The 25,254-nt window shown below is 72.1% G+C and carries 19 protein-coding genes; 14 read left to right on the forward strand and 5 right to left on the reverse strand.

Features of this window, described 5'->3' with window-relative positions; genetic code table 11:
• Positions 1 to 247 precede the first annotated feature (247 nt).
• From I6A60_RS04565 to I6A60_RS04625, 13 genes are all read left to right on the forward strand, one after another.
• Positions 248 to 1,681, forward strand: a complete 1,434-nt coding sequence (locus I6A60_RS04565) for a glycosyltransferase family 2 protein (protein WP_203055566.1) — start codon at positions 248 to 250, stop codon at positions 1,679 to 1,681.
• Positions 1,678 to 2,607 carry a glycosyltransferase gene (locus I6A60_RS04570; protein WP_203014712.1) on the forward strand — a complete coding sequence of 310 codons (930 nt, stop codon included), beginning with the start codon at positions 1,678 to 1,680 and terminating at the stop codon, positions 2,605 to 2,607. Before I6A60_RS04565 ends, I6A60_RS04570 begins: the two co-directional genes overlap by 4 nt.
• 202 nt (positions 2,608 to 2,809) lie before the next feature.
• Positions 2,810 to 4,300: a S8 family serine peptidase gene (locus I6A60_RS04575; RefSeq protein ID WP_203014711.1), complete on the forward strand. Its 1,491-nt coding sequence runs from the start codon at positions 2,810 to 2,812 to the stop codon at positions 4,298 to 4,300.
• Positions 4,301 to 4,333: 33 nt separating this feature from the next.
• Complete coding sequence (gene tyrS, locus I6A60_RS04580) at positions 4,334 to 5,623, forward strand: tyrosine--tRNA ligase (RefSeq protein WP_203014710.1); 1,290 nt, start codon at positions 4,334 to 4,336, stop codon at positions 5,621 to 5,623.
• A 104-nt stretch (positions 5,624 to 5,727) separates the two neighbouring features.
• Positions 5,728 to 6,753: an NAD(P)-dependent oxidoreductase gene (locus I6A60_RS04585; protein WP_203014708.1), complete on the forward strand. Its 1,026-nt coding sequence runs from the start codon at positions 5,728 to 5,730 to the stop codon at positions 6,751 to 6,753.
• Positions 6,754 to 6,858: 105 nt separating this feature from the next.
• Positions 6,859 to 7,437 carry a dTDP-4-dehydrorhamnose 3,5-epimerase family protein gene (locus tag I6A60_RS04590; protein WP_203014706.1) on the forward strand — a complete coding sequence of 193 codons (579 nt, stop codon included), beginning with the start codon at positions 6,859 to 6,861 and terminating at the stop codon, positions 7,435 to 7,437.
• A 353-nt stretch (positions 7,438 to 7,790) separates the two neighbouring features.
• The gene (locus I6A60_RS04595; RefSeq protein ID WP_203014704.1) at positions 7,791 to 9,038 is read left to right on the forward strand and encodes a class I SAM-dependent methyltransferase; all 1,248 of its coding nucleotides are present in this window, start codon (positions 7,791 to 7,793) and stop codon (positions 9,036 to 9,038) included.
• A gap of 8 nt (positions 9,039 to 9,046) precedes the next feature.
• Entirely contained in the window at positions 9,047 to 11,314 is a 2,268-nt protein-coding gene (locus I6A60_RS04600) for a teichoic acid transporter (RefSeq protein ID WP_203014701.1), read from the forward strand.
• Between the two features lie 4 nt (positions 11,315 to 11,318).
• Positions 11,319 to 12,236 carry a hypothetical protein gene (locus I6A60_RS04605; RefSeq protein WP_203014699.1) on the forward strand — a complete coding sequence of 306 codons (918 nt, stop codon included), beginning with the start codon at positions 11,319 to 11,321 and terminating at the stop codon, positions 12,234 to 12,236.
• 325 nt (positions 12,237 to 12,561) lie between these two features.
• Positions 12,562 to 14,082: a Wzz/FepE/Etk N-terminal domain-containing protein gene (locus I6A60_RS04610; protein WP_203014697.1), complete on the forward strand. Its 1,521-nt coding sequence runs from the start codon at positions 12,562 to 12,564 to the stop codon at positions 14,080 to 14,082.
• A gap of 35 nt (positions 14,083 to 14,117) precedes the next feature.
• Positions 14,118 to 15,500 (forward strand): hypothetical protein, encoded by a 1,383-nt coding sequence (locus I6A60_RS04615; RefSeq protein ID WP_203014695.1) that lies wholly within the window; start codon positions 14,118 to 14,120, stop codon positions 15,498 to 15,500.
• Between the two features lie 65 nt (positions 15,501 to 15,565).
• On the forward strand, positions 15,566 to 16,585 hold the full coding sequence (locus tag I6A60_RS04620) for a glycosyl hydrolase (RefSeq protein WP_203014693.1): 1,020 nt from the start codon (positions 15,566 to 15,568) through the stop codon (positions 16,583 to 16,585).
• Positions 16,586 to 16,718: 133 nt separating this feature from the next.
• Positions 16,719 to 17,666 carry a PIG-L deacetylase family protein gene (locus tag I6A60_RS04625; protein WP_203014691.1) on the forward strand — a complete coding sequence of 316 codons (948 nt, stop codon included), beginning with the start codon at positions 16,719 to 16,721 and terminating at the stop codon, positions 17,664 to 17,666.
• Between the two features lie 28 nt (positions 17,667 to 17,694).
• Here the strand turns inward: I6A60_RS04625 and I6A60_RS04630 are convergent, their stop codons facing one another.
• The 5 genes from I6A60_RS04630 to I6A60_RS04650 all read right to left on the reverse strand — a co-directional run bounded on the left by I6A60_RS04630 (position 17,695) and on the right by I6A60_RS04650 (position 23,274).
• A complete protein-coding gene (locus I6A60_RS04630) occupies positions 17,695 to 18,942 on the reverse strand; it encodes a glycosyltransferase family 4 protein (RefSeq protein ID WP_203014690.1) in 1,248 nt (415 codons plus the stop codon).
• Between the two features lie 258 nt (positions 18,943 to 19,200).
• Entirely contained in the window at positions 19,201 to 19,992 is a 792-nt protein-coding gene (locus tag I6A60_RS04635) for an SDR family NAD(P)-dependent oxidoreductase (RefSeq protein WP_203014689.1), read from the reverse strand.
• Positions 19,993 to 19,994: 2 nt separating this feature from the next.
• A complete protein-coding gene (locus I6A60_RS04640) occupies positions 19,995 to 20,945 on the reverse strand; it encodes a hypothetical protein (RefSeq protein ID WP_203014688.1) in 951 nt (316 codons plus the stop codon).
• Between the two features lie 16 nt (positions 20,946 to 20,961).
• Positions 20,962 to 22,359 (reverse strand): DUF4910 domain-containing protein, encoded by a 1,398-nt coding sequence (locus tag I6A60_RS04645; protein WP_203014687.1) that lies wholly within the window; start codon positions 22,357 to 22,359, stop codon positions 20,962 to 20,964.
• Between the two features lie 75 nt (positions 22,360 to 22,434).
• Complete coding sequence (locus I6A60_RS04650) at positions 22,435 to 23,274, reverse strand: glucose-1-phosphate cytidylyltransferase (RefSeq protein WP_203014686.1); 840 nt, start codon at positions 23,272 to 23,274, stop codon at positions 22,435 to 22,437.
• A 514-nt stretch (positions 23,275 to 23,788) separates the two neighbouring features.
• Here I6A60_RS04650 and I6A60_RS43350 point away from each other — a divergent pair.
• A complete protein-coding gene (locus tag I6A60_RS43350) occupies positions 23,789 to 25,051 on the forward strand; it encodes a glycosyl hydrolase (RefSeq protein WP_203014685.1) in 1,263 nt (420 codons plus the stop codon).
• The last annotated feature ends 203 nt before the right edge of the window (positions 25,052 to 25,254 follow it).

A 25,254-nucleotide genomic window follows, 5' to 3' on the forward strand; every position in this document is an offset into this window, starting at 1 on the left:
CGTGGCCCGTCGCCGGGCGAGGCCGGGCCGGGCCGGCCGGGCGTGGAGCCGGGGGTCGACCATAGTTGTCGATGTCCCTAAATGCCACGGCTAAGCACGACATCGCCGTGGCCACTTGTCACGAGGTGCGACATTGCGGGATTACCCTGCGTGTCTGGTTGCTCGGATACGCAATTTCCGCGCGCAACCCGCCGGGCGGTGGCCCCATCGACCAGTCATCGACAGGCTCCCGTTACGGTTATTGCCCATGGCAGCAGTTCGGGCCCTCGGCCGTGGCGCGACCGTCGCCCTTCTGGGAGCGGCCACCGTGTACGGTCACGTTCTGTATCCGGTCTACATCGGACTGAAAAGCCGAGGCCTTACCCCAGAGGTGCCGGCTGACCCGGCCGAATGGCCGTCGGTGAGCGTCGTCGTCGCGGCCTACCGGGAGAGCGCGATCATCGGCGCCAAGCTGGACGACCTGATGGCCATCGCGTACCCCGGGCCTATCGAGATCATCGTGGTCGCCGACGACGAGGAGACCGCCGCCGCGGCCCGTCGGGCCGGCGTCCGAGTGCTCTCCACCGGCGAGCGGCTCGGCAAGGCGCGTGCGGTCAACCGCGGCGTCTCCGCCGCCACCAACGACATCGTGCTGCTGACCGACGCGAACGCGACGGTCGCGCCGGACGCGCTGTGTGCCGCGATGCGCCACTTCGTCGACCCGAGCGTCGGCGCTGTCGCGGGCGAGAAGCAGGTCGAGGACCCGCAGGGCGCGCAGGGCTTCTACTGGCGGTTCGAGTCGTGGCTCAAGCGGTGCGAGTCGGCGACCGGCGCGACCATCGGCGTCGTCGGGGAGTTCCTGGCCTTCCGCCGGGCGGCCTTCCGCCCGCTGCCCGCCGACACCGCGGTCGACGACGCCTGGCTCGCCCTCGACCTGCTGGAGGGCGGCCTGCGGGTGATCTACGAGCCCGAGGCGTACTCCGTCGAGGGCCCGTCGCCCTCCTTCCAGGACGAATGGGAACGGCGCACCCGGATCGTCGCCGGCAATCTGGACATGATGTGGCGGCGCCGTGACACCCTGTCGCCGGGTGCCCTGCCGGTCACCCCGCAGCTGTGGGGCCACCGGCTGGTCCGTTCGTCGGTCGGGCCGGTCGCCCATGTCGCCCTCGTCGCGCTGAGCGTCCCCGCCGCGCGGCACAGCTGGACCGCGCGGCTCTTCCTGGCCGGTAACGCGGCCGGCGCGGCCAGCGCGGTGGCGTTGACGACCGGGCGGCAGCTGCCCGGCCCGGCGCGCCTGTTCGCCCAGGTGTTCTTCCTGCAGGCGGTCGCGCTGGGCGGCGTCCGTCGCTTCCTGTCCGGCGACCGGCCCGCGGTCTGGCCGAAGCCGGACCGGCTGCCCGAGCCCGGCCGGCCCCCCGGCCCGGACGGCTCCCCGGCGGACCGGCCGGCCGCCGCCGGGTACCCGTCCCAGCGTGGCGGCCTCGGCATGGGCGAGCCTGTCATCGGACCCGAGGCCGCGGCCACCGGCCCGATCATCCTGCCTCCGGGGTTCGGCAGCGGGCCGGGCTACGACGCGCAGCGGCTGAACCAGGCCTACGACCCCGCCGACCCGCTCGGCTCGGCCCAGAACTACGGACCGGCCCAGAATTACGGACCGGCTCAGACCTATGGGCCCGCCCAGACCTACGGACCGGCCCAGTGACCGCGGTCAGGCGGGAACGCGACGAGCCGGTCAGCGACCCCGGGTGGGCCTACGAGGTCGTCACCGTCAGCTTCCACAGCCGCGGGCAGCTGGAGCAGATGATCGCCGGTCTGCCGGCGGACATGCCCGTCGTGATCGTCGACAACGCCAAGGGCGCCGACCGGGTCTGGGAGCTGATCGCCGACCGGCCGAACGGGCGCTACGTCGACTCCGGCGGCGGCAAGGGCTTCGCCAAGGCCGCCAACATGGGCATCCGGTCGTCCGCTTACGAGTACGTCATCCTCGGTAACCCGGACAGCCGGCCGGACGCCAAGATCATCGATTCCCTCGTCGACGACCTGCGCGCCGACCAGGAGCTGGTCTGTAGCGCGGCGACGATGCAGGGCCACGACGGCCGGCCTGAGCTGGGCAACGGCGGCTGGGAGCCGACCCCGCGCCGGGTGCTGCTGCACGTGCTCGGCGCGCACAAGCTCGTCCCGACGTCGGCCCTGTTCGCCCGGCCCACGCCGGGCCGGGAGATGGCGCCGGAGTGGCTGACCGGAGCCTGCATGGCGCTGCGCCGGCGAACCTTCCTCGACCTCGGCGCCTTCGACGAGACGTTCTACGTCTACAACGAGGACATGGCGTTCGGCCGGGCGATCCGGGAGGCCGGGCTGCGCCAGAAGCTGCGCACCGACCTGCTGGTGCCGCACGGGGCCGGTGGCTCGGGCGCCGCGAAGACCTGGATGCTGCAGATGCGGGGCGCGTCGATGATCCGCTATCTGCGCAAGCACAACGCGCCGCTGAAGGTCAACGCGATGCGCGCGATGCTCGTCGCCGGCTACGCCGGCCGGACGGTGCTGTCCCGCGCCGGCGGCAAGGACGCGACCGCACAGGAGCACGCCGCGTACATCAAGGGCCTGCTCGTCGGCCCGCCGAAGCCGTAACAGCCCGACCAGACCCCACCAGCCAGTCGCCGGCCCGATGTCGGGTTCGGGACCAGCCGCGCCCCGACGCCGATCGCTGTGGAAAACTGCCGGAATCCGCAGACGTCCACAGTTGGCGGCATCGTGCTCCCTGTCTGGTGCGCACCGCACCCGCCGTTCACGAGGCCCGTACGGGACCAGACATGACACAGGGGGCGGGTCCGTGTTCCTCGCGCCGTCCCGGCGGGCACCGCTCGGGCTGCTGCTGACGGCGCTGTGCGCCGGCACACTGCTCGTCGGGCCCGGGCTGGGTGGGTCGCCAGCGCTGGCCGCGCAGCCCAGCGAGTCCTGGTATGCCCGCGCGCTGCGGCTCGACGACGCCCACAAGCTCTCGACCGGGAACGGCGTCGTGGTGGCCGTCGTCGACGGTGGCGTTGACCCGACCGTCCCGGCGCTCGCCGGCTCGCTGGTGCCGGGTGCCGGCGTCGGCACGGACGCGGCGACGGACGGTCTGCGCGACGACGACCCGGACGGCCACGGCACCTCGATGGCCGGCATCATCGCCGCGCGCCCGGTCGGACCGGACGGCGCAGCCACCGGCTTCCTCGGCGTGGCGCCGGGCGCGAAGATCCTCTCGATCTCCACCGGCCGAGAGACCGACCTGTCCGAGGTAGCCGAGGGAATCCGGCTCGCGACCGACCGCGGCGCGAAGGTGGTCAGCCTCTCGCTCGGCTCGCCCGGCCTGGCCGACTCGGACGAGCGTTCGGCGGTCACCTACGCGCTGTCCCACGACGTCGTGGTGGTCGCCGCGGCCGGCAACGTGGACTCCGGCGACACCGACCCGCTCGACCAGCAGATCAACGCCCCGGCGAACATCCCGGGCGTCATCGCGGTGACCGGCTCGGACTCCGGCGGGAAGTTCTGGGCCGGCTCGGCCTCGGGCCAGCGGGCCGTGCTCGCGGCGCCGGCCGCGCTCATCCGGGCGCCCGTCCCGGCCGCGCTGTCGCCGACTGGTTCCGAGGTCATCGACGGCACCAGCAACTCGACGGCCATCGTCGCCGGGGTGGTAGCGCTGGTCCGCGCCGAGCACCCCGAGCTGAACGCGCCGAGCGTGATCGAGCTGCTCACCAGGACGGCGGACGACAAGGGCCCGCGCGGCTGGGACCGGCAGTTCGGCTACGGGATCGTGAATCCGGTGGCGGCGCTCACGCAGCCACCGGTCCCGGTCGCCGCCAACCCGCTGCTGACCGCCCCGCCGGGGGCCGGCGGCGGCACGCTGGCCACCGACGAGGACGCGCTGCTGGCCGCCGCGGGCGTCACCGTGCCACTTCCGGGGCCGACCGGGTCCGGCGACCGGCCTGTCCCGACCCCGCCCGTGGGCGCCTCGGTATCCGCGCCCGGGCATCACGGGCCCGGCAGGCTGGCCTGGGCCGGCGGTCTCGCGGTCGCCGTCCTGCTCGGGATCGCCCTCGGCGTGGGCACGTTCTCGCTGCGCCGGGCGCTGTCTGGGCCAGCGCAGGGCAGCCCCCGACGGCCCGGCAGCACCCCGCCGACCGTGGCCGCTGCGACGCCGGCCGTGGGCGCCGTGATACCGGCCGTGGGCGCCGCGCCGCCGGCCGCGGCCGGTATGCCGGTGGCCGTGGCTCCGGGAGCACCGCCCGGCCAACCGTCCGTGAGCCCGCCGCCCGCTGGGGGAGCTGGGCGTTACAGGTGATCACCGTTGGCGCGGCGCCGGTAACATGAGGGAATGACGAGCGCGCTACTCGACGAGCTGTCCTGGCGTGGGCTGATCCACGACAGCACCGACGCCGCGGAGCTGCGGAACCACCTCGACAGTGCGGCTCGGCGCGTCTACATCGGCTTCGACCCGACGGCGCCGGGACTGACGATCGGCCACATGTTGCCGATCACCCTGCTGATCCGGGCCGCCCGTGCGGGCATCCGGCCGGTCGCCCTGTTCGGCGGCGGGACCGGCCTCATCGGTGACCCGTCCGGCAAGTCGGTCGAGCGCCAGCTGCTGTCCCCGCAGGACGTCGCCGCCAACGTGGCGCGCCACCAGGAGCTGATGCGCAACATCTTCGCGCGCGCCCTGCCGGCGGAGCAGATGCCGATCTTCGTGGACAACTCCGCGTGGCTCGGCGGCCTCGGGCTGATCGAGTTCCTGCGTGACGTCGGCAAGCACTTCCCGATCGGCGAGATGACGAAGCGGGACAGCGTCCGGCGCCGGCTCGAGGACCCCGACGTCGGCCTGTCGTACACCGAGTTCAGCTACATGCTGCTGCAGGCCTACGACTTCCGGCGCCTCTGCGAGGACCACGGCGTCACCGTGCAGATGGGCGCCTCCGACCAGTGGGGCAACATCGTCGCGGGCATCGACTACATCCGCCGGGTGCTGCGGACCCAGGCCCACGGGCTCACCTGCCCGCTGCTGCTGCGCTCCGACGGGACCAAGTTCGGCAAGTCGGAGAAGGGCGCGGTCTGGATCTCGGCCGACGGCACCTCGCCTTACACGTTCTACCAGTTCGTGATCAACCAGTCGGACGAGAACGCCCGCCAGTTCGCGCTGTTCTTCTCGCTGGCCGACCGGGAGTCGCTGGAGAAGCTGTTCGCCCAGCATGCCGAGACCCCGTCCCGCCGGGCGCTGCAGCGCTACCTGGCCCGGGAGATGACGACCCTGGTGCATGGCGAGGAGGCCACCGACGCGGCCGAGGCCGCCTCCGAGGCCCTCTTCACCGGCGACGTGCGCGCGATCAGCCCGCAGCTGTTCGGCGACGTGTTCACCGACGTCCCGAGCATCGACGAGCCCCGCTCCCGGCTGGACGGGGACGGCTGGCCGGTGGTCGATCTGCTGATCGCGGTCGGCCTGGCCAGCAGCAAGAAGGTCGCCCGCGAGCACCTCGGCAACGGCGCCATCTCGATCAACGGCGACAAGGTGTCCGACCTCGACGCCAGGGTCACCGCCGCGGACCTGCTGCACGGCTCGGTCCTGCTGGTCCGCCGCGGCAAGCGCGAGTGGCGCCTCGCGCGGTTCGCCTAGGCGGGCGCCCCTCGTGGCCCTCGCGTGGGCCGCCGGCCGGCCTCTCGGGCGACCCGGGCAACCGGTGCCACGCTGGCTCCACCCGTGAGGTGGAGGAGACGCGCATGAAGGTGCTGGTCACCGGCACGGAGGGCTACCTCGGCAGCCTGCTCGCGCCCGAGCTGCTGCGCGCCGGCCACGACGTCGTCGGCCTCGACACCGGCTACTACAACCAGGGCTGGCTCTATCGCGGCCCGGACCGGGCGCCGTACACGCTGCGCAAGGACCTGCGGCACGTCACCGCCGAGGACCTGGCCGGCGTCGACGCCGTCGTCCATCTGGCCGAGCTGTCCAACGACCCGCTGGGCGAGCTCGCGCCCGAGGTCACGTACAAGATCAACCATCAGGGCTCGGTCCGGCTGGCCCTGCTCGCGAAGCAGGCGGGGGTCGGGCGGTTCGTCTACATGTCCTCGTGCAGCGTCTACGGGGTCGCGACCGGCGGCGACGTCACCGAGACGTCCCCGGTCAACCCCAGGACCGCGTACGCCGAGTGCAAGGTGATGGTGGAACGGGACGTCGCGCCGCTGGCGGACGACTCCTTCTCGCCGACGTTCCTGCGCAACGCGACCGCGTACGGCGCCTCGCCCCGGATGCGGTTCGACATCGTGCTGAACAACCTGTGCGGCGTCGCCTGGACCGTCGGCGAGATCGCGATGACGTCCGACGGCACGCCCTGGCGGCCGCTCGTGCACGGGCTGGACATCGCCAAGGCGATCGGCTGCGTCCTGGCCGCTCCCCGGGACGCGGTGCACAACGAGATCTTCAACGTCGGGGCCAGCGCGCAGAACTACCAGGTCCGCGAGATCGCAGACGCCGTGGCGGCCGTCTTCCCCGGCTGCCGGATGAGCTTCGGGGACAGCAGCGGCGACGACCGCAGCTACCGGGTGAACTTCGACAAGATCCACCAGCGGCTGCCCGGCTTCAGCTGCGACTGGGACGCCTTGCGCGGCGCCCGCCAGCTTTTCGACCTGTTCAGCCAGATAGAACTGGACGAGCCGACCTTCACCGGCCGCGGCCACACCCGGCTCAAGCAGCTCCAACACCTGATCGCCACCAAACAACTGGACGCCGACCTCTTCTGGACCTACTGAGCGAAGTAGGCGCCGGGGCGCGGAGAGGCTGGTACCCGGGTTCCGGTGGTCGCGGGCTGGGACGACGATGGGCCTGTCCATTGATCCTTGCCTTGGAGGCCATTAGTGATCATCGCGCCGGCCGGGCTCGACGGGGTGTTCATCGTCGACATCGAGCCGTTCTCCGACGAGCGCGGCCTGTTCGCCCGGACGTTCTGCCGGGACGAGTTCGCCGCCGCGGGGCTCGACGTCGACGTCTCCCAGTGCAGCGTCGCCTACAACAGGCGGGCCGGTACGGTCCGTGGCCTGCACTGGGCCGGCGCTCCGGTCCAGGAGACGAAGCTGGTCCGGGTCACCAGGGGCGCGCTGCTGGATGTGGTGGTCGACACCAGGCCTGGCTCGCCGACCTTCCTGCGCCATGTCGCCGTCGAGCTGTCCGCGGACAACCACCGGGCGCTGTTCATCGGGGCGGGACTGGCCCATGGGTACCAGACCCTCGTCGACGACACCGAGGCCAGCTACCAGATGAACGTCCCCTTCCGGCCGGGCTTCGACCGGGGCCTGCGCCACGACGACCCGGCGCTCGGTATCGCGTGGCCACTGCCGGTATCGGTGATCTCGGACAAGGACCGCACCTGGCCCCTGCTGTCCGGCGCCGACGTGGACCCGGCGGACCTGGGCAAGGCCGCCGTGGCCAACGCGTGATCGCCGTTTGAGCGCCGGGATGGTCGTGAAAACGCCCCCACGACGACCATCGGAGGGCCAAAACCGCGATCAAGGCCACGCTGGGCCCGGCTACGGCCGCGCAAAGCGCGCATAGCCGTACTGCTCGCTTACCCACGGCGTCCAAACTGCTTGTGCTCGGCATGTGTGTGCGCTGATGTCCGTGTGGTGGGCGATACCATGACCTGCCGAGAGAGTGCGGATCGTTGTCCCCGGAGGGGACCCGGCGGCCGGCCAACTGGTAGCCACCGGCCCTGCGGCCGACGCACTTTCGGCCTGGCTGGGTCACAGACCGCGAGGCCCGGCTGCGACCGGGCGGTGAGGCAGGGGAGCGCATGTCAGGGGCCACCGAGGTGACCACGTGCCGGTCGTGCGGCGGCGAACGGCCGCGGCCGTTCCTGTCGCTCGGGTCCACGCCGGTGGCCAACCGGCTGGTCCGCGCGGACGCGCTGGACGCCGTCGACCCGACGTTCCCGCTCGGGGTCGGCTTCTGCGAGCGCTGCGCTCTCGTCCAGCTCACCCACGTGCTGCCCGCCGATGAGATCTTCGACGCGGACTACCCGTACTTCTCGTCGTTCTCGGACATGCTCGTGCGGCACTCCGAGAAGAACGTCGTAGAACTGATCGAGAGCCTCGGCCTCGGGCCGGACAGCCTGGTCGTCGAGGTGGCCAGCAACGACGGCTACCTGCTCAAGGCGTTCGTCGAGCGCGGCATCCCGGTGCTCGGCATCGAGCCGACACCCGGCCCGGCCGCCGCGGCCCGCGAGGTCGGGGTGCCGACCCGCGAGGAGTTCTTCGGCGCCGAGGTGGCCCGCCGGCTGGTCGACGAGGGCCTGCGCGCCGACGTGATCATCGCGAACAACGTGATGGCGCACGTCCCGGACCTGAACAGCTTCGTAGAGGGCTTCTCGATCCTGCTCAAGGACGACGGCGTCATCAGCGTCGAGAACCCGGGGGTCGGCGCGCTGCTGGACCACACCGAGTTCGACACGATCTACCACGAGCATTTCTGCTACTTCTCCACGATCGCGGTCGACGCGCTGCTGCGCCGGCACGGCCTGGAGCTGGTCGGCGTCACCGAGTTCCCCGAGCTGCACGGCGGCACGCTGCGCTGGCGGGCGGGCCGGGCCGGCGCGGCGGGCCGTCCGGATCCGTCGGTCGCCCGGGTGCTCGCCGCGGAGCGGGCCGCCGGGCTGGACTCGTTCGACCGGTACGGCAGCTTCGGCGCCGAGGTCGGCGCGCTGCAGGACGAGCTGCGCACGCTGCTGTCCGACCTGAAGGCCAAGGGCGCGACGATCGCCGCCTACGCCGCCGCCGCCAAGGGCGCGACGCTGCTGAACTCGACCGGCATCGACACCCGGCTCGTCGACTTCGTCGTGGACCGCAACACCCACAAGCAGGGCAGGTACATGCCGGGGGCCCGGCTGCCGATCCTGGCGCCGGAGGCCCTGCTCGACCGGCAGCCGGACTACCTGCTGCTGCTCGCCTGGAACGTGAAGAACGAGATCATGGCGCAGCAGGCCGAGTACGCGGCCCGAGGCGGCTCGTTCATCGTCCCCGTGCCCCGCCCGGTCATCCTGTAGGCGGGGCGATGGAGCGGCCTGGGCGGCCGCCGGCCCGGGCCGGGGACCCGGAGCGGACCGAGGACCCGGGACAGACCGACGACGTGGGACAGACCTACGACGCGGTATGGACCGAGGACGCGGGATGGACCGGGCGCGCCGAGCCCGGCGGCGGCGACCACTGGGTTCCCGACCGGGTGACGCCCGCGGGCCGGCCGCCCGAGGTCCGGTGGACGCAACGCCGGCCCGATCGCGGCTGGCAGCGGCCGGCCCAGGCGGACCGGGCCGAGCCTGGCCGCTCCCGTGACGGGCGCCCCCGTGAGGGTGTCGACCTGCTGTTGGGGCAGCTGCAGAGCGGCTTCATGGGCAGCGTCACCCAGACGATCGACCTCTCGATGCTGCAGCACCTGCTCGCCGACGAGCAGGTCCGGCGCGACCTGGCCGGCCGGGCGGGCGGCGCGCCGGGCAGCTGGGTCCCCGACCCCGGTGACCCCGAGGGCACCCAGGCGCTGCGCCTGCGGCCCCGGCCCGGCGACCGGGACGGCTCTCGCCCGGACGGCTCTCGCCCGGACCCCGAGGGCACCCAGGCCTTCGTCCGCGACCGGGCCGGCGAGGACCCGCGCCGGGCCAGGACCGATGCCGAAGGCACCCAGCTCCTGCGCCGGGACGGCCTGCCCGCTCGCCCGCCCGAACAGCCCGGCCCGGACGCGGACGGCACCCAGCTGCTGCGTCGCCCCCCGTCCCACCGCCGCCGGCCGGACCGGTCTGGCTACCCGGACCGGTCTGGCTACCTGGATCGATCTGGCTACGAGGACGCCCGTCGCCGTGAACCGCTACTGCGGGATCTCGACGAGGCCGACCCGCCGCGCGGGCCGGCGCCGGACGCCTGGGCCCGTGACGAGGCCGCGTCCAGCCCGGCGAAGGGCACCCCGCGCAGCCGGGCCCTCTGGACCCTGGCCGACCAGCTCATCTCCAGCGGCACCAACTCGGTGCTGATGTTCGTCGTCGCCCGCGAGGTGTCGAAGGTCGACTTCGGGGCGTTCTCCGTCGCGTTCGCCGTGTTCGCGGTCATCATCGGGTTTTCCAAGGCGGCCGGCGCGCAGCCGTTGAGCATCCGCTACTCCGGTGCCCCCGAGGCGGTGTTCGGGCGCGCCGCCGCGCGGGCGACCGGCGCGGCGCTGCTGCTCGGCGTGATCGCCGGTGCCGGCTGCGCGCTGGCTGGCGCGGCCATCGGCGGCCTGACCGGGTCGGCGCTGGTCACGCTGGGCCTCGTGCTGCCCGGCCTGCTGGTGCAGGACCAGTGGCGGCAGGTCTTCTTCGCCCAGGGCCGGCCGGCGGCGGCGGCGGCGAACGACGGAGTCTGGGCCGTGGTCCAGCTGATCGGGGTGACGCTGCTGCTCGAGCGGCACGTCACGCTCGCGGCACCGATGCTGCTGGCCTGGGGAGCGTCGGCGGCCGTGGCGGCGCTGATCGGCGTCGCGCAGGCCGGGTTCTGGCCGGCACCCGGCCGGGCCCTGGACTGGGTGCGGGAACATCGCGACATCAACGGCTATCTGGCGCTGGAGTTCATCACGATCCAGGGCGCGCTGAACGCGAGCCTGCTGATCATCGGCGTGATCGGCGCGGTGGAGCTGGTCGGGGCGCTGCGAGGTGTGCAGACCCTGCTGGGGCCGACGACGGTCCTCGCGATGGGCCTGATCAGCTGGGCGATCCCGGAGTTCTCCCGGCGCACGGACATGACCGCGGCCGCCCGGATGCGCGCCGCCTACCTGCTGTCCGCCGCCGTCGCGTCGGTCGGGATCGTGTGGGGCCTGGGCTTCCTGTTCCTCGGCACGGTCCGCGTCGGCGGGCATCAGCTCGGGCAGACGCTGCTCGGCGACACGTGGTCCCAGACCCACCGCCTGCTGGCCCTGTCGATCCTGCAGCAGGCCGGCGCCGCGTCCACCGTCGGCGTGAGCTGCATGCTGATCGCCCTCGGCCGGGCGAAGAACACCTTCCGGCTGAACGTGATCGCTGCGCCGCAGCTGCTGCTCTACCCGGTCATCGGCGTGGCGCTCGGCGGCGGCACCGGCGCCGTGCTGGGCTTCACAGTGGCGAACTGGATCATGCTTCCGTTCTGGGTCCGGATGCTGCGCGACGCCGCGAAGGAGGCCGAGCGGGCGAGCAGGGCCGCCCGTCGTGGGCGGGGCGACCGTCCGAGCGGGACGGGAGAGCGGCGAGACGAGCGCGCCGGGCCGGTCCGCCAGCCGGCCGCCCGACGCGGCGCGCCGGCGACGAAGAACCTGAGCGTGGAGTGACTCGATGAGGTTGTACGTGGTGTGCCGATCGGTGGGTTCCGAGAACGCGAAGAACCGGCCCGATTTTTACAGCAAAACCATTGCATTGGCCTCGTTGCTGCGTTCGGTAGAAAATGTCGGTATTCCGACGAGGGTTGTCTTCGCGAACGACGGGCCGATCCCGCCGGACCGGCTGGCGATGATGGCGAACGCCGGTGAGGTGCTCCCGATCCGGTGCGGCACCAACCGGTCGTCCTACCGACTGGCGCTGCGCCTGCCCAGGGCCCGTGGCTGGGCGCCCGACGACCTGGTGTGGTTCGCCGAGGACGACTACCTCTACACGGCGGACGCGCTGTCCGCCGTGGTCGCGGCCGCCGAGAAGCTCCCCGGAGCCGACTACTTCACGATCTACAGCCGGCTTCGGTTCGGGGCCGACGCGACCAGGCGCAACCCCACGTACTCGCCGCTGGACCGGGCCGACGGTGACGGCGACGCCGTCGAGATCGGCCGGGTTCGCTGGTACCGCGCGGTCAGCTCGACCAGCACCTTCGGCGCCTGGGTCCACACGATCGTCGCGGACGAGCGACTGCTGCGGTCGGCGCCGTTCGTCGGTGGCGCGTTCGACCACGCGACCTGCCTGGCCTACCAGGGTTATCGCCCGTTCGGTCTGGGCCAGCTCAGTGGCGAGCCGGTGGAGCCCGGCGAGCACCCCCCGCTCAAGCGGGTTGCCCGCCGGGTCGCGCTGACCGGGCTGCGCGGCGCGCTCAACGTCGCCGCGCTGGCCAGGCCCGAGCGCGACCGGCGGGTCCTCGTCGCGCCTGACCCGGACCTGGCCACCCACCTGGAGGCCGGTCTCCTCGCGCCGGGCATCGACTGGGCGGCGGAGGCACGTGACGTGGCGGACTGGCTACGCGCCGCCCGTCCCACCGGCGGCCGCCGGTGACGGGCGCCCCCGTGGCCCGATCTCCCGTCCCTCTCGCGGTCCTGATGCGGCGGCCCGCTCTTGCTCCTGATGCCGAGGCAAGAAGTGCGGTGAACGGGTGACTGGGTGTATTGGCGCGTCGTAACCGCCCTGGGGTTTGGCGCTTGCTCGTCTGAGTTATGCTCGCATTCCAGCCTTCACGTTCGGTAAATCGGGCTCACGGGCTGATCTTCGGGTGAATGATCTTCGGGCGCACGGCCTGATCTGACGACTGAACGCAAGCACGACCGATCGCAGACACGACTGATCGCAGACACGACTGATCGCGAGCACAGAGGCGGAGCGCGTGAGCTCAGCGGGTTCGCAGAGCAGCGACGGGCGGAACGCGCCCGCGCTGTCCCTGCTGCGCGTCCTTGGGCGGCGCTGGTTCCACATCGTGATCGCGATGGTCGTCTGCGGTGTCCTCGGGCTCGCGGTGAGCCTGGTCGCCACCCCGACCTACGAGGCCAGCGCGCGCGTCTTTCTCACGCTCGACGCGAACTCCGACCATTCCCGGACGCTGGAGACCCAGGCCGAGCTGGCGACCTCCACCCAGGCGATCTCGGACATCGCGAAGAAGCTGCGGGTGTCGGAGTCCTACATCGCCGCGCACCTCACCGCCGCGCCCGCCGCCGCCGCGGACTACTTCACGATCACCGGCACGTCGAACAACCAGAAGAAGGCCGACGAGCTCGTCCTCACCGCGCGCGACGAGTACAAGGCGCTGCTGGTGACGTACAGCGGCGGCGGCCAGGCCACTATCAACGACCTGACCGCCAAGCAGGAGGCGTTGCAGAAGGAGGCGAACGGGCCGAACGACCCGTCGGGCGCCATCGCGGACGCGGCGAACCGGCTGCTGGACCAGATCACCACCGCGACGGTCGCGCAGGCCACCGCCACCAGCATGATCGGGCTGGCCGAGCCGCCCTCCGAGGCCGGGAAGATCGCCCCGAAGCCTTTCACCAACCTGCTCATCGCCATGCTGGTCGGCCTGTTCCTTGCCGTCGCCTTCGTCTGGATCCGCTACCTGCGCCGCCCGACAGTGCTCGACGGGCGGGCCGCGGCCGACGCGATCGGCGCACCGCTCATCGTCGGCGGCTCCGGGCCCGCCGCGCCGAGCATCGACACGATCGTCTCCGCGATGGCCGCGGTGCTGTCCCCGACGGTCAAGGTGGTCTCGCTGACCGCGGCGGCCCAGGGCGACCTGACCTCCGACACGGTCGCCGGCATCGCCGCGAGCTGGTCAGACGACCAGGGGGTCGTGCTGGTCCTCGACGCGTCGCCGAGCTCGGACGTCCGCGCGGTGCTGGAGCGGCTGCCACCGGCGACCTCGGGCGCGCTGCCGCGGTGGGCCCACGAGGCCACCTGCATGGCCCGCTCGTCCGGCGGCGGCCGCGGCCATGTCCTCTACAACCGGGTGTCCCCGTCGCGGGCGTCCCGGCCGGGCGGGCTCGCGCCGATCCTCGCCGACCGGGCCCGGGACGTCGACCTGGTGCTGCTGCTCACGCCGTCGCTGACCGACCTGCCGATGACCGCGGCCTCGGCGCTGCAGGCCGACGCGGTCGTCGTCATCACCTCTGGGTTCACCCGTACCGACGAGCTCGCCGCCGTCGCGCGGGACTGGCCGGCGCTGTCAGACCGCATCGTGGGCGTGATCCACGGCGACCGGGGCGGCTTCCGCCCGTCGACGATCGCGGCCGAGAGCCGTGCCGCGAACCGCTCCAGCCCCTCGGGCTCGGCGGACCGGGGCCGCGACCGGGACCGGGACTACGACCGCGGTGACGCCGAGGTGGAATCGACGGACCGCTTCGCCCGCCCGCGGTACTGAGCCCGTCCCGCGGGCGAACAGTTACGGAGTAGTTGGTGGCATACCGGCCGGGTTCGGCGTCGGAGATGGTGACGACGCTGACCACCCGCATTCCGCGGACCTGGGTCATCCCGACCCCGGAGCCGGCGGAGCGCGACACGGGAGCCGACGCCGCCACGCTTCGGCTGCTGACCGTCCTGCTGGCCTGCGAGCTGTTCCTGCAGCGCCTGGTGGTACCGGCCGGCGGCACCGGCGTCCCGGTGATCATGCCCATCACGCTGGTCGGCACGATCATCCTGGTGCGGCGCGGGCAGCTGCGGACCAATCTGGTCCGCAGCCGGGCCTACCTGATCGCGATGACGGCCTGCGTCTTCGTCGCGTTCGTCTCGTTCGCCCGTGGCGAGCAGGCCGCCTCGGTGAACTCGCTGCTGCTGCTGGTGGTCTCCTACGCGCCGTTCGCCCTCGGCCTCGGCCGGGAGCAGGCCAGGGTGCTGCTGCCCCGGATGCTGGACCGGTTCGTGGTCATGGCCCTGTTACTCGCGACGCTCGCCGTCGCGCAGTTCGGGCTGCAGCTGGTCGGTGTCCACTACGTCGACGTGCTCGCCAAGGTCGTGCCGTCCAACTTCCTGGCCCAGAACTTCAACACGTCCTACCCGGTCCAGTACGGCTCCGGCCTCTACAAGTCGAACGCCTTCGTCGGCCTGGAGCCGTCCTACGCCTCGCAGTTCCTCGCCGCCGGGCTGATCGTCTCGGTACTGCGCCGGATCCGGATCTGGCAGATCACGCTGTTCCTGGCGGCCATCCTCTCGACCGTCTCGGGCACCGGCATCCTGCTGATCGGCTTCGCCAGCGTGCTGCTCGCCGTCCACAAGGGCCTGCGGTTCACGCTCACCGCGCTGGCGGTGCTCGTGGTCCTGGTCGGCGCGCTGTCACTCACCCCGGCCGCGAAGATCTTCGCGTCCCGGGCCACCGAGACGAAGTCCAGCGGGTCCAGCGGCAACCTGCGGTTCGTGACGCCGTATGTGCGGACCTACGACAACCTGTCGGCCCGTCCGGAGCGGGCCCTGTTCGGCAACGGCCCCGGTTGGTCGGACCGGGACTCCCAGGCGTTCACCGCGCGGACCGGCCTGCCGCTGAACTACGCGCTGCTGCCCAAGCTGCTGCTGGAGTACGGGCTCGTCGGCGGCATCGGGTTCCTCGTCTTCATGGCGGCCGTGTTCGTCCGCGGCTCGCCGTCGTTCGTGCTGACGGGGACGATGCTGTTCTTCTACGTCGTGCTGTCCAGCAGCCTGCTGAACCCGGTCGTGGGCTACCTGGTGCTGCTGTTGCTGAGCTGGTTCTGTGAGGACCAGCATCCGCTGGCGGCCGACCGGCCGGCCCAGCGCAATCTCCCGGTGCCCGCCCAGCGCGGGTACGCCGACCTCGCCGGCTACCGCTGACGGAGCGGTCCCGGAGGGTGGCCCGGCTACCCAACGATTCTCATCCCTCACGTAAGGTGAGAGTTGTGCTGCGAGCTTCCCGGGCGCGGGACGCGGGTCCCGCTCTGGCCGTCGCGCTGCTGCTGGTCGTCGCCGGGTTGGGCGCCTGCTCGCACTCGGCGCCCAGACGGCCGTCCGCGCCGGTGGCCGTGGCGAACCCGTCGGTCGCGGGCACCGGCGTGCGCTGGGTCTCCGGGGCCAACGGCAACTTCCCGAGTGAGATCGAACCGTGGGCCGCCTGGACCGGCCGCCCGGTCGACCTCGCCATGATCTTCACGTCGCGCACCGACTGGAACTCGGTCGAGTCGCCGGACTGGCCACTCGACGCCTTCACCACGGCAGCCTGGCCCGGCCAGATCTCGATCGCCCAGCCGCTGTGGCCGGACAGCGGAGGCAACGAGCGCGACTGCGCTGCCGGCGCCTATGACGAGCACTGGCACCGGTTCGGCGAGAACCTGCTGAAGTACGGCCGAGGCGACGCGATCGTCCGCCTCGGCTGGGAGTTCAACGGCGACTGGTACGACTGGTACCCGCGGGACGTCAACGTGTGGAAACAGTGCTACCAGCGGACGGTCACGGCGCTGCGCGACACCGCCCCCGACGTGCGGATCGACTGGACGATGACCATGCACCGGGACGACCTGCCGCGCGGTGGCGACGTCTGGTCGGCCTACCCAGGCGACGCGTACGTCGACATCATCGGGATCGACTACTACGACATGTCCCCGCCGGCTTCGACCCAGGGGCTCTGGGACCGGCTGTGCGTCGCCCCGTCCGGCCTCTGTACGGTGATCCAGCAGGCCAGGGCGCGCGGCAAGAAGTTCTCCGTGCCCGAATGGGGGGTTGTGAGCGGCGCGGGCGGTGGCGGCGACAACCCGTTCTTCATCCAGAAGATGTACGCGATGTTTCAGGCGAACGCCGGAATTCTGGCCTACGAGGCGTACTACAACAACGCGGACGCGGACAACGTGCGCTCGTCCCTGCTGAATCCGACCCTGAACCCGCGGTCCGCGCAGCGTTACCTGCAGCTGTTCGGGCCTGGTTGACGCCGGTCCGGCCGCCGGATTCGGCGCGGGCCTCCTCCGATACGCTTTCGCCGTCTTTTGGCGGTGCCCGGCCACTGGGGCTCCTGGGCGACCAGGGTTCCCGGGCGGCTGGCTGACACGGAGGAGTGACCGGATGAGCGAAATCGCGGTCGCCCGGCTGACCGGCGCCGCGGCCACCGTGCGCCGTTCGATGAGCCCCGGAGCGCTGCGCGAACGGGCGCTACTCCCGGCGCGGTCGCTCTACCGGCGGGCCTGGATGCGCCGGGGCCACGACATCACCCGGGCCATGTCCAGGACGTCCTGCCTCGTGGTCGCCCCCCATCCGGACGACGAGACCGTCGGCTGCGGCGTGGCCATCATGCGCAAGCGGGAGACCGGCACCCACGTCACGGTCGTGATCGTCAGTGACGGCGCCGCAGCCGATCCCGCGCCGATGCCGCCCGCCGAGCTGGCCGCGCTGCGCAAGGAAGAGGCGTGCCGCGCCGTCACCCGGCTCGGGCTGCGCCCCGCCGACGTCCGCTTCCTCGACGTGCCGGACACGAAGGTCGCACAGCACGTCGACGAGATCGCCGACCGGCTGGCCGAGCTGATCAAGGAGCTGGCACCGGACCAGGTGCTGATCCCGACGTCCTGCGACGGTCACCCGGACCACGACGCCACCAACGTCGCCGCGCTGGAGGCCGTGCGCCGCGCCGATTTCGCCGGCCAGGTCCTGGAGTACGGCGTCTGGCTGTGGACGCACTGGCCGTGGACCCGCGGCTACGGCACCGAGGGCTACACCGCCCGCCGGCTGCTGCGCGACCCGGTGGACCGCATCCGTGAGGTACGCCCGCTGCTGGTCGCGGCGAAGGGTTACCGCTCCCGCCAGGCGTACGCGCTCGCGGCGCACGGCAGCCAGGTCGGCCCGGCCGTCGGCGGCGGTTCCCTCCCGCCGTCCCTGCTGGCGGCGACGAGGACCCCGTTCGAGCTCTACCTGGAGGTCGGCGCGCTCGCCCATCTCAACTTCCTGCCGACGGCCCGGACCGGCGACGAGGGTGAGCCCGTCCACGTCCCGCTGGCCGACGCCCCGGCGAAGGACTGACTCCCGGCCGGGCCGGGCCGGACCCCGCCTAACGCGCCGAGGCGGCCCGGGCCCGTCCGAACGAGGCGACGGCCGCGCGGTAGACCGCGACCCGGTCGCCGGCGATCTGCGCCGGGTCCAGCCGGGCGGCGCCCGCGCGCCCGTTGCGGCCGATCCGCTCGGCCAGGTCGAGGTCGGTCAGGTAGGGCTCCAGGGCATCCGCCAGCGCGGTCGGGTCCTCCGGCGCGACGACGGTGCCCGCCTCCCACTCCGCCAGGAACGGCGCGATGCCGGTCCGGGTGGTGGTCACCACCGGCCGGCCCGACGCCATTCCCTCGACGGCGGCGATCGAGAAGCTCTCGAACCGGCTGGGCACGGCGACCACCCTTGCCTGTCCATAGACGTCGACGAGCTCGCGCTGGCTGAGGTGGCCGGCGAACACGGTCGGCACGCCCAGCTCCTGGGCCCGCCGCTCCAGCCAGCGGCCGGTCGGCACCCCGTCGAGGTGGCCGGACGTGCTGCCGGCCAGGATCAGCTTCGCGTCGGTCCCTCGGGCCGCGACCAGCGCCAGCGCGTCCAGCAGCACGTCGAGGCCCTTGTTCGGCTCCAGCCGGCCGACCGCGGCTACGACCGCCCCGGTCCGGCTCACCGCCGGCACCCCCCGCCACGGGCTCGCGTCGAACGGGTTCGGCACGATCGTCACGTCCTCGCGGCGCAGCCAGCCGTACGGGCGGACCGTGTCGACCAGGAGCTGGGACGGTGACGTCACCATGGTGGCCCGGTCGGCGGTGATCCGGTCCAGGCGGTCGGCCACCCGGCCGCGCACCGACAGCGGCGGCCCAGCCAGCCGCAGGGTCAGCATCGTCGGGGCGTGCATGTGCACGACGACCGGGCAGGACGGGGCGACCACCTTCATCAGCGCCCGGGTCTCGCCGTCCTGCGTCTCGATCACGTCCGGCTTCAGACCGAGCTGGCGCAGGTAGAGGGCGTAGGAGAAGGTCAGGCTCGCCCGCAGCGCCAGCGAGTCGCGCGGGTAGTTCGGGCCGGTGAGGTGACGGGCGTACTTGCCGAGCACCCGGCTCAGCGGTATCCGCAGCAGCGGGCGGCGGTGGACGTGCACCCCGTCGACCTCTTCGTCGACGATCCGGTGGCCCTGCGCGCAGATGACGTGCACCTCGTGGCCGAGCGCCGCGAGCGCCGCCGAGAGCACCGCCGTGTAGATCCCGGCGCCGTCCCAGACGACCGGCGGGTACTGCTCACAGAGGAACGTGACGAGCAGCTTCCCGTCGACGGTCACGTTCGCACGCTCCCTGCCCCCGTGGTCGATGGCCCCATGCTCGACGGCGCCATGTTCGACCGCCCGGTGTTCGACGGCCCCGCGGTCGGCGCGCTCGGGCCGGGGTGGGCGCAAGCCGCGACCGGGAGCGAAGTCGGCGAGGTCACTGTACAGTTGGTCGCTTTACGCCGCGCCCGCGGGAAACGGCGCGCGTGGGCCGTTTCGTCATCGGACGGGCGCCATGTGGCCTCGCCGGCCGCGGCGCCGCCTGCCCGGCCATCAGTAGGACTTCTTGGCTGGCCGCAGGTGGACCTCGGTGATTTCCGCGTTCGCCGGCAGCGTGAGCACCCCGGCGACCACCTCCGCCACGTCCTCGGCCGCGAGCAGCAGGTCCGGCCGGTAGGCCCGGCCCTCCTGGGCGAACAGCGCCTCCTGCCGCGGGGTCGCCGTCCGGCCGGGATGCACGCCGCACACCCGGATTCCGTCGGCGTTGATCTCCTGGCGCAGGCTGTCGGTGACCGCTCGCATCGCATGCTGGGTGGCGGCGAACTGGCCCAGGTTCGGGCCCGCGTGCAGGCCCTGTGACGAGTTGATCACGATGACGTCCCCGCCACCGGCCCGCAGCGCGGGCAGCAGCTCCTGGGTGAGCGCGTAGGGCGCGCGGACGTTCGCCGCGTACAGCCAGTCGAGGTCGTCGAGCGGTGCGTCGGCATGCGCTCCGTTGGTGTAACCACCGGCGCTGTGCACCAGGATGTCGACCCGAGGCCCGGCCAGGAGCCCGGCGACCAGGGCGCCGCGGGCGTCGTCGTCGGTCAGATCCGCCTGCGCCTGCCGCAGCGCCCCCGGACACCCGGCGGGCGTGATCTCTGCCGCGGCCGCTGGCAGCGCGTCCAGCCGGGACTTGTCGCGGCCGACGGCGGTCACCTGCGCGCCCTCGGCGACCAGCCGCAGCGCGACCGCCCGCCCGATGCCACTGGAGGCGCCGGTGACGACGGCGACCCGGCCCGCGAGCCGGAACTCACCGAGCCTTCCGGCCGGCCGGGTCGTCGCGGTGCCGTCCCCTTCGGCCACGGTCACGCGATGCCCAGCGGGGCCTGCGCCTTGAGCGCCGCGTCGCCGAAGACGAGCAGGGCGTCCGATTTCGGCGGGACCTGGTCGTACTCCAGGCAGAGCTCCTCGGGCAGCGTCGCGAGGTCGGTGGCGCGCAGGTAGTCGCGCATGGTGGTGCCGGTGCAGGCCGAGTCGACGTTGGCGGCGCCGCGGTGGCCGACCACGTCGCCGTGGTGCACGGTCCGGAAGTCGATGCTGAAGCGGGTGCGCCCGGTGCTGTTGGGCACCGACGAGTGCAGCTGCTGGGCCGAGAAGATCATCATTGCGCCCGAGGGCGCGGCGACCCGGGTCTGGGGGAAGAGCTCGATCTCCTCCTGCGGCTTCGGCTGCACCCGGGTGTCGCTGCGGATGTGCTTGGCCGCCGAGGCCCGGTTGGTGGCGTTCCACTCGTAGTAGTCGTAGGTCTCGGAGTTGTTCAGGACCGGGCCGGCGAAGTACTTCGGATGGAAGGCGAGTCCGTTCTCCGGGACGATGTCGAAGATCGGCATCCACCAGTTGAGCTGGCAGAACGGCGCCGAGTACCAGGTGTCCCGGTGCGGGTGGAAGGCGTAGGCGATCCCCGACGTCAGGTAGTCGTCCGAGGTCGACGTGCGCAGCCGGGGCACGTCGAAGTACGTCTCGGCCGGGTCGGCGCCGTGCTCGACCAGCAGCTCGCGGATCAGCTCCTTGCAGCGCGGGTGGTGGATGAACCGCGGCTTCAGCTCGGCCAGCAGCGCCGCGTAGTCCTCCACGGCCATCTCGTACTGCGCCTTCTCCGGGTCGAGGCCGCCGAACGCGTCGCGGATCATCGCGCGGGTGAACTCGACGAGCGCCAGCGTGGCCTGCTTCGGCGCGTAGACGAAGATGTCGCCGGCGAACAGCCTGGCGCGGCGCTCGTCATCGGACAGCGTGGACTCGACCAGAACCGTGCTCATCGATCGTCCTTCCCGGTCATGCGGAACCCTTCGGTTCGCCGGCGAGCAGCCCGACACCGGCGAGGGCGTCGACGGCCGCGGTGACGGCGTCGAACGGGAGCTGCGCGCGCGCGGCGATGTCGAGCAGGTCGCGGCTGCCGTCGGCGAGGTTCAGCACCCAGAGCAGGCCCATCTCGATCGCCTGCCGGTTCATCGTCGCGCCGATCGCCCGGTACAGCCCGCGGCGGCCGAGCTGCGGCTCGCCGTACGGGCTGGTGTTGCGCCAGACGGCGTTGCGCTCACAGATCTCGATAATCCTCGTCAGCACCGCGAAGGAGCCGGCCAGGCTCTCCGGTGTCACGAACGCCAGGTCGTCGGCCGACGTGTGGTACTCGGGGTAGTCGCCGTGTTGGCCGCGCCCGAGCCGGCCGACCGGAAGGTCGAAACCGGGGGAGCAGAACTGCCGCTCGTCGTAGCCGTACGGCGAGAAGTCGACCAGCCGGTGCTCGGCGCCGCTCTCGGCCAGCGCGACGGCGGCGGCCCGGTCGACGGTGCTGTCGCCGCGCCGGCTTCGCTTGTAGGTGAACGCGGACCGGTCACCCAGACCGGTCAGCACGAGGCCGTGCCGGATGCGGCTGGCGGCGTCCCGGTTGCGGGCCAGCCAGGCGATCGAGCCGATCGTGCCGGGGATGAACAGCAGCCGGAAGGTATGGCGGCGGCTCGGCAGCGCGGCCAGGTGGCGGGCCAGCTCGGTGAGGACGGCGATGCCGGAGCCGTTGTCGTTCGCCATCGCCGGATGGCAGACATGCGTCGTCACCAGGAACTCCGCCGGTTCGCCCGGCTCGGTCACCTGGAGCAGGGTCGGCTCGGTCACCGGGAGCAAAGTCGGCTCTGTCGCCGGGAGCACGATCTCGGCATACGTGAGCGAGCCGTCCTCGAGAGAGGTGTCGATCACGACCTCGTACTCGCCGTCGGGCAGCGCCCGCAGCACGGTGTCGGGCAGGCAGAAGCCCCAGTTCTCGTTCCAGTAGGACGTCCGGTACGGAATCCAGTCCGGCCGGTCCGGCAACGAGAACAGGTGCTCGCGCAGCTCGTCGAGCCGCAGCCTGGCCCGAGTCGGCACGCTGTAGCCCAGCAGGTGCAGCGGATGGTCGGCGACGTCCGCCACCCGCGAACCGTCCGGCCCGACCAGGTAGCCGGCGCGGACGTTCCACTCCTTCGGCACCGTCCAGTCCAGCACCGGTGTGCCCGACGGGACCTCGTGCACCTCGAACGGGACGGTGGAGCCGGTCAGCGCCTTCTGGACGAGGTCGAGGGCGGCGCGGACGCCGTCACCGGTGATGGATCGCACCGGAGCCGCCGCCAGCTGGGCGACCAGCTCGTACAGCCGCTCGCCCAGCCCGGCGTCCCGGCCGGCATCCGCACCTTCAGTCATGGTGGTGATTGTCGGTCCCTGCCATCCATCGGCGGTGGGAGGGCGTTCTGCGCCCGTTCCGGACGATCGCCGCTCTCAGTCGGCCCAGACCCGCCAAGGCGCAGCTCCGGCGTCCCACAGCTGGTTGAGTTCGGTCCAGTCCCGGAAGGTGTCCATGCCCATCCAGAATCCGTCGTGCGGGTGGAGGGTGAGCTGCCCGTCGCGGGCCAGCTGCTGCAGCGGCGCGCGTTCCAGCATCATCCCCGGATCGTCGTCCATGTACTTGTCGACGAACTCCCGCTCGAAGACGAAGAACCCACCGCTGACCCAGCCGACCTTCGGCGGCTTCTCGGCGAAGAGGGTGACCGTGTCGCCCTCCGTCTGCAGCTCGCCGTAGCGGCTGGACGGGCGGACCCCGGTCACCGTCCCGATCCGGCCGCCCCGCTCGTGCGCGTCCCACAGGTCGGCCACGTCGATCGCGCCGACCCCGTCACCATAAGTGAGCAGGAACCGCGGCCCGGTCAGATAGTCCCGCACCCGGCGCACCCGGGCCCCGGTGCCGGAGAGCAGGCCGGTCTCGGCGAAGGTGACCTCCCAGTCCTCGTCGCCGATGGTGTTGTGGAACGTGGGGGTGTGGTCGTCGGCGAGCTTCAGCGTGAAGTCCGCGACCTGTTCCCGGTAGTTGAGAAAATAGTTCTTGATGACGTCGCTCTTGTAACCAAGGCACAGGATGAAGCGGCGGAAACCGTAGTGGCCGTATGTCTTCATGACGTGCCACAGAATTGGCTTGCCGCCGATGTCGACCATCGGTTTCGGCAGCTTCTCGCTGGCTTCGCGGATCCGCGTGCCCATGCCGCCGCAGAGGATCACGACCGGGATGTCCGCGGCGCCGGGGACGGTGCGGGGTGGCCTGGAAGCCGAGCTCGGGGATGTCACGGCTGTTGTCTCCCATCGACGCAGGATGCCGGCTCCCGCGCGGTGACGCCCCGGACGGACGCCCGGGACACCGCCGAAACAACCGTACCGTACTGAACTTCTCCCGCCGCGCAGGAAGCGCTGGCGGCTCGCGGGCGGGTGACCTGGGATTTTTTAGTCACCCGGACCGACAGAAAGACCTGCGGCCGGCTTGGACCGGTCCGGTCGCAGGGCTTCGACAACGGCCTATCGGGTGGCCCCGCGACGGGTCGGACCGTTCGTCTGCGTCTACCCGGCGGGTCTTTCATACCGGTTGATTCGTGTCCGGACGGTGTCGCGCGGGCACCGGCTGTTGTGCGTGGGAAGCGACGGCCGGCCGCCGCGACACCTGTCCGGATCACCCGGTTGACGCGGTCTGCCGCGGCTGGACCGGCATGCGCCCGACTGCGCGAGGTATGCGCCGATTATCGTCGTTGTCCAGCCTGTCCCGCGGCCGTCGCGGGGCGGCGTCGCGCCGCGACGGAGGTGGACGTCGGTGCCCCAGCGCGGGACCCAGGAGCACACACGCGAGGCCCGCTCCGGCCAGGAGCCGCCCGGCGGCTGGTACGACCGGCTGGTCGAGCTGTCCGGCGGACCGGAGCGGTTCCGGCGCCGGGTGCTGCCGGGCATCGCGCTCGCCCTGGTCGCCGTCCTCGGGCTGACCGCGTGGGCGGTCACCACCCGCTCGGGCTCGGACGGCGGCGAGGGCTTCGTCGCCGTCGCGCCGGCCACGACGTCGGCACCGACCGAGGACGCCGCGGCCGGGTCGGACCAGGCCGCCGCGCCGACGCGGGCGAAGGCCCGTCCCGCCGCGACCACCGGCGCCTGGCCCACCGGGGTGAACGGCGGCGACACGATCTCCGACGCGAACGCGTTCGCCAGGTTCCGGGGCCGGGCGAACGACGTCGTGGTCCTGTTCACCACCCGCGACAGCTGGTCCTCGATCACCGACCCGTGGATCGGGGACTCCCCGGACAAGTTCGCGAACTTCCCCGGTACCTGGTCGATCAGCTACCCGTTGTTCCCCGACCCCGCCGTCGGCACGCCCAAGTCCCAGCTGCCCCAGTGGTCGGCGGATCACATGGCCGCCTGCGTCCAGCACCAGTACGACGGTTACTACCGGCAGATCGGCGCCTGGCTCAACTCGCAGCCGAGCCGGGCGAACTCGTTCGTCCGCATCGGCTGGGAGTTCAACGGCGACTGGTTCGGCTGGCAGGCGACCGACCCGGACACCTACAAGCAGTGCTTCCGCAACGAGGCGCTGGCGCTGCTGAGCGTGGACCCGCACGCGCGGATCGACTGGACGGTCAACGCCCACACCACCCTGCCGAACAGCACGCACGGCGACCCGTTCCGCGCCTACCCGGGCGACGACGTCGTCGACGTGATCGGCGTCGACACCTACGACCAGTACCCGCCGAGCCCGACGGTGTCGGCCTTCGACGAGCAGTGCGGGCTGCCGAGCCCGACCCCGGGCCTGTGCACGGTGATCGCGTTCGCCTCGAAGCACCGGAAGCTGTTCTCGGTGCCGGAATGGGGCGTCGTCGGCAAGGACAGCGGGGCTGGCCGGGCGGGTGCCGCCGGCGGTGACAACCCGACCTACATCGCGCAGATGGCCGCGATCTTCCGGCAGTACAGCTCGATGCTCGCCTATGAGGCGTACTACAACAACAGCGAGCCGAACAACGTCCGCTCCTCGCTGGCGAACCCGCAGCTGCAGCCCCGCGCGGCCCGCGCCTACCAGTCCCTCTGGAACTGACCCGCCGACCGGGTGACGCGGCCGGTCCAGCCGCCCGACCCGCCGGCTTCCCGGGTCCCGTACGCTGACCATGGTGGCTGACTCGACCTGGCCCTGGCTCTCGCGAGCCTGGCTCTCATGAGGTAGTCGAGAGGGGCCTGGGTAGCCGAGGCGACGCGGACGGCGCGCTCGTGCCAGGCAGTGCAAGCCTTGCGCCCGGACAA

This window comes from Frankia sp. AgB1.9, assembly GCF_016786355.1.
Taxonomy (GTDB): domain Bacteria; phylum Actinomycetota; class Actinomycetes; order Frankiales; family Frankiaceae; genus Pseudofrankia.

Coding starts and splice junctions, on each gene's coding strand:
- I6A60_RS04565 (WP_203055566.1), top strand. CDS start 248: ATGGCAGCAGTTCGGGCCCTCGGCCGTGGCGCGACCGTCGCCCTTCTG.
- tyrS (WP_203014710.1), top strand. CDS start 4,334: ATGACGAGCGCGCTACTCGACGAGCTGTCCTGGCGTGGGCTGATCCAC.
- I6A60_RS04585 (WP_203014708.1), top strand. CDS start 5,728: ATGAAGGTGCTGGTCACCGGCACGGAGGGCTACCTCGGCAGCCTGCTC.
- I6A60_RS04595 (WP_203014704.1), top strand. CDS start 7,791: ATGTCAGGGGCCACCGAGGTGACCACGTGCCGGTCGTGCGGCGGCGAA.
- I6A60_RS04600 (WP_203014701.1), top strand. CDS start 9,047: ATGGAGCGGCCTGGGCGGCCGCCGGCCCGGGCCGGGGACCCGGAGCGG.
- I6A60_RS04605 (WP_203014699.1), top strand. CDS start 11,319: ATGAGGTTGTACGTGGTGTGCCGATCGGTGGGTTCCGAGAACGCGAAG.
- I6A60_RS04625 (WP_203014691.1), top strand. CDS start 16,719: ATGAGCGAAATCGCGGTCGCCCGGCTGACCGGCGCCGCGGCCACCGTG.
- I6A60_RS04640 (WP_203014688.1), bottom strand. CDS start 20,945: ATGAGCACGGTTCTGGTCGAGTCCACGCTGTCCGATGACGAGCGCCGC.
- I6A60_RS04645 (WP_203014687.1), bottom strand. CDS start 22,359: ATGACTGAAGGTGCGGATGCCGGCCGGGACGCCGGGCTGGGCGAGCGG.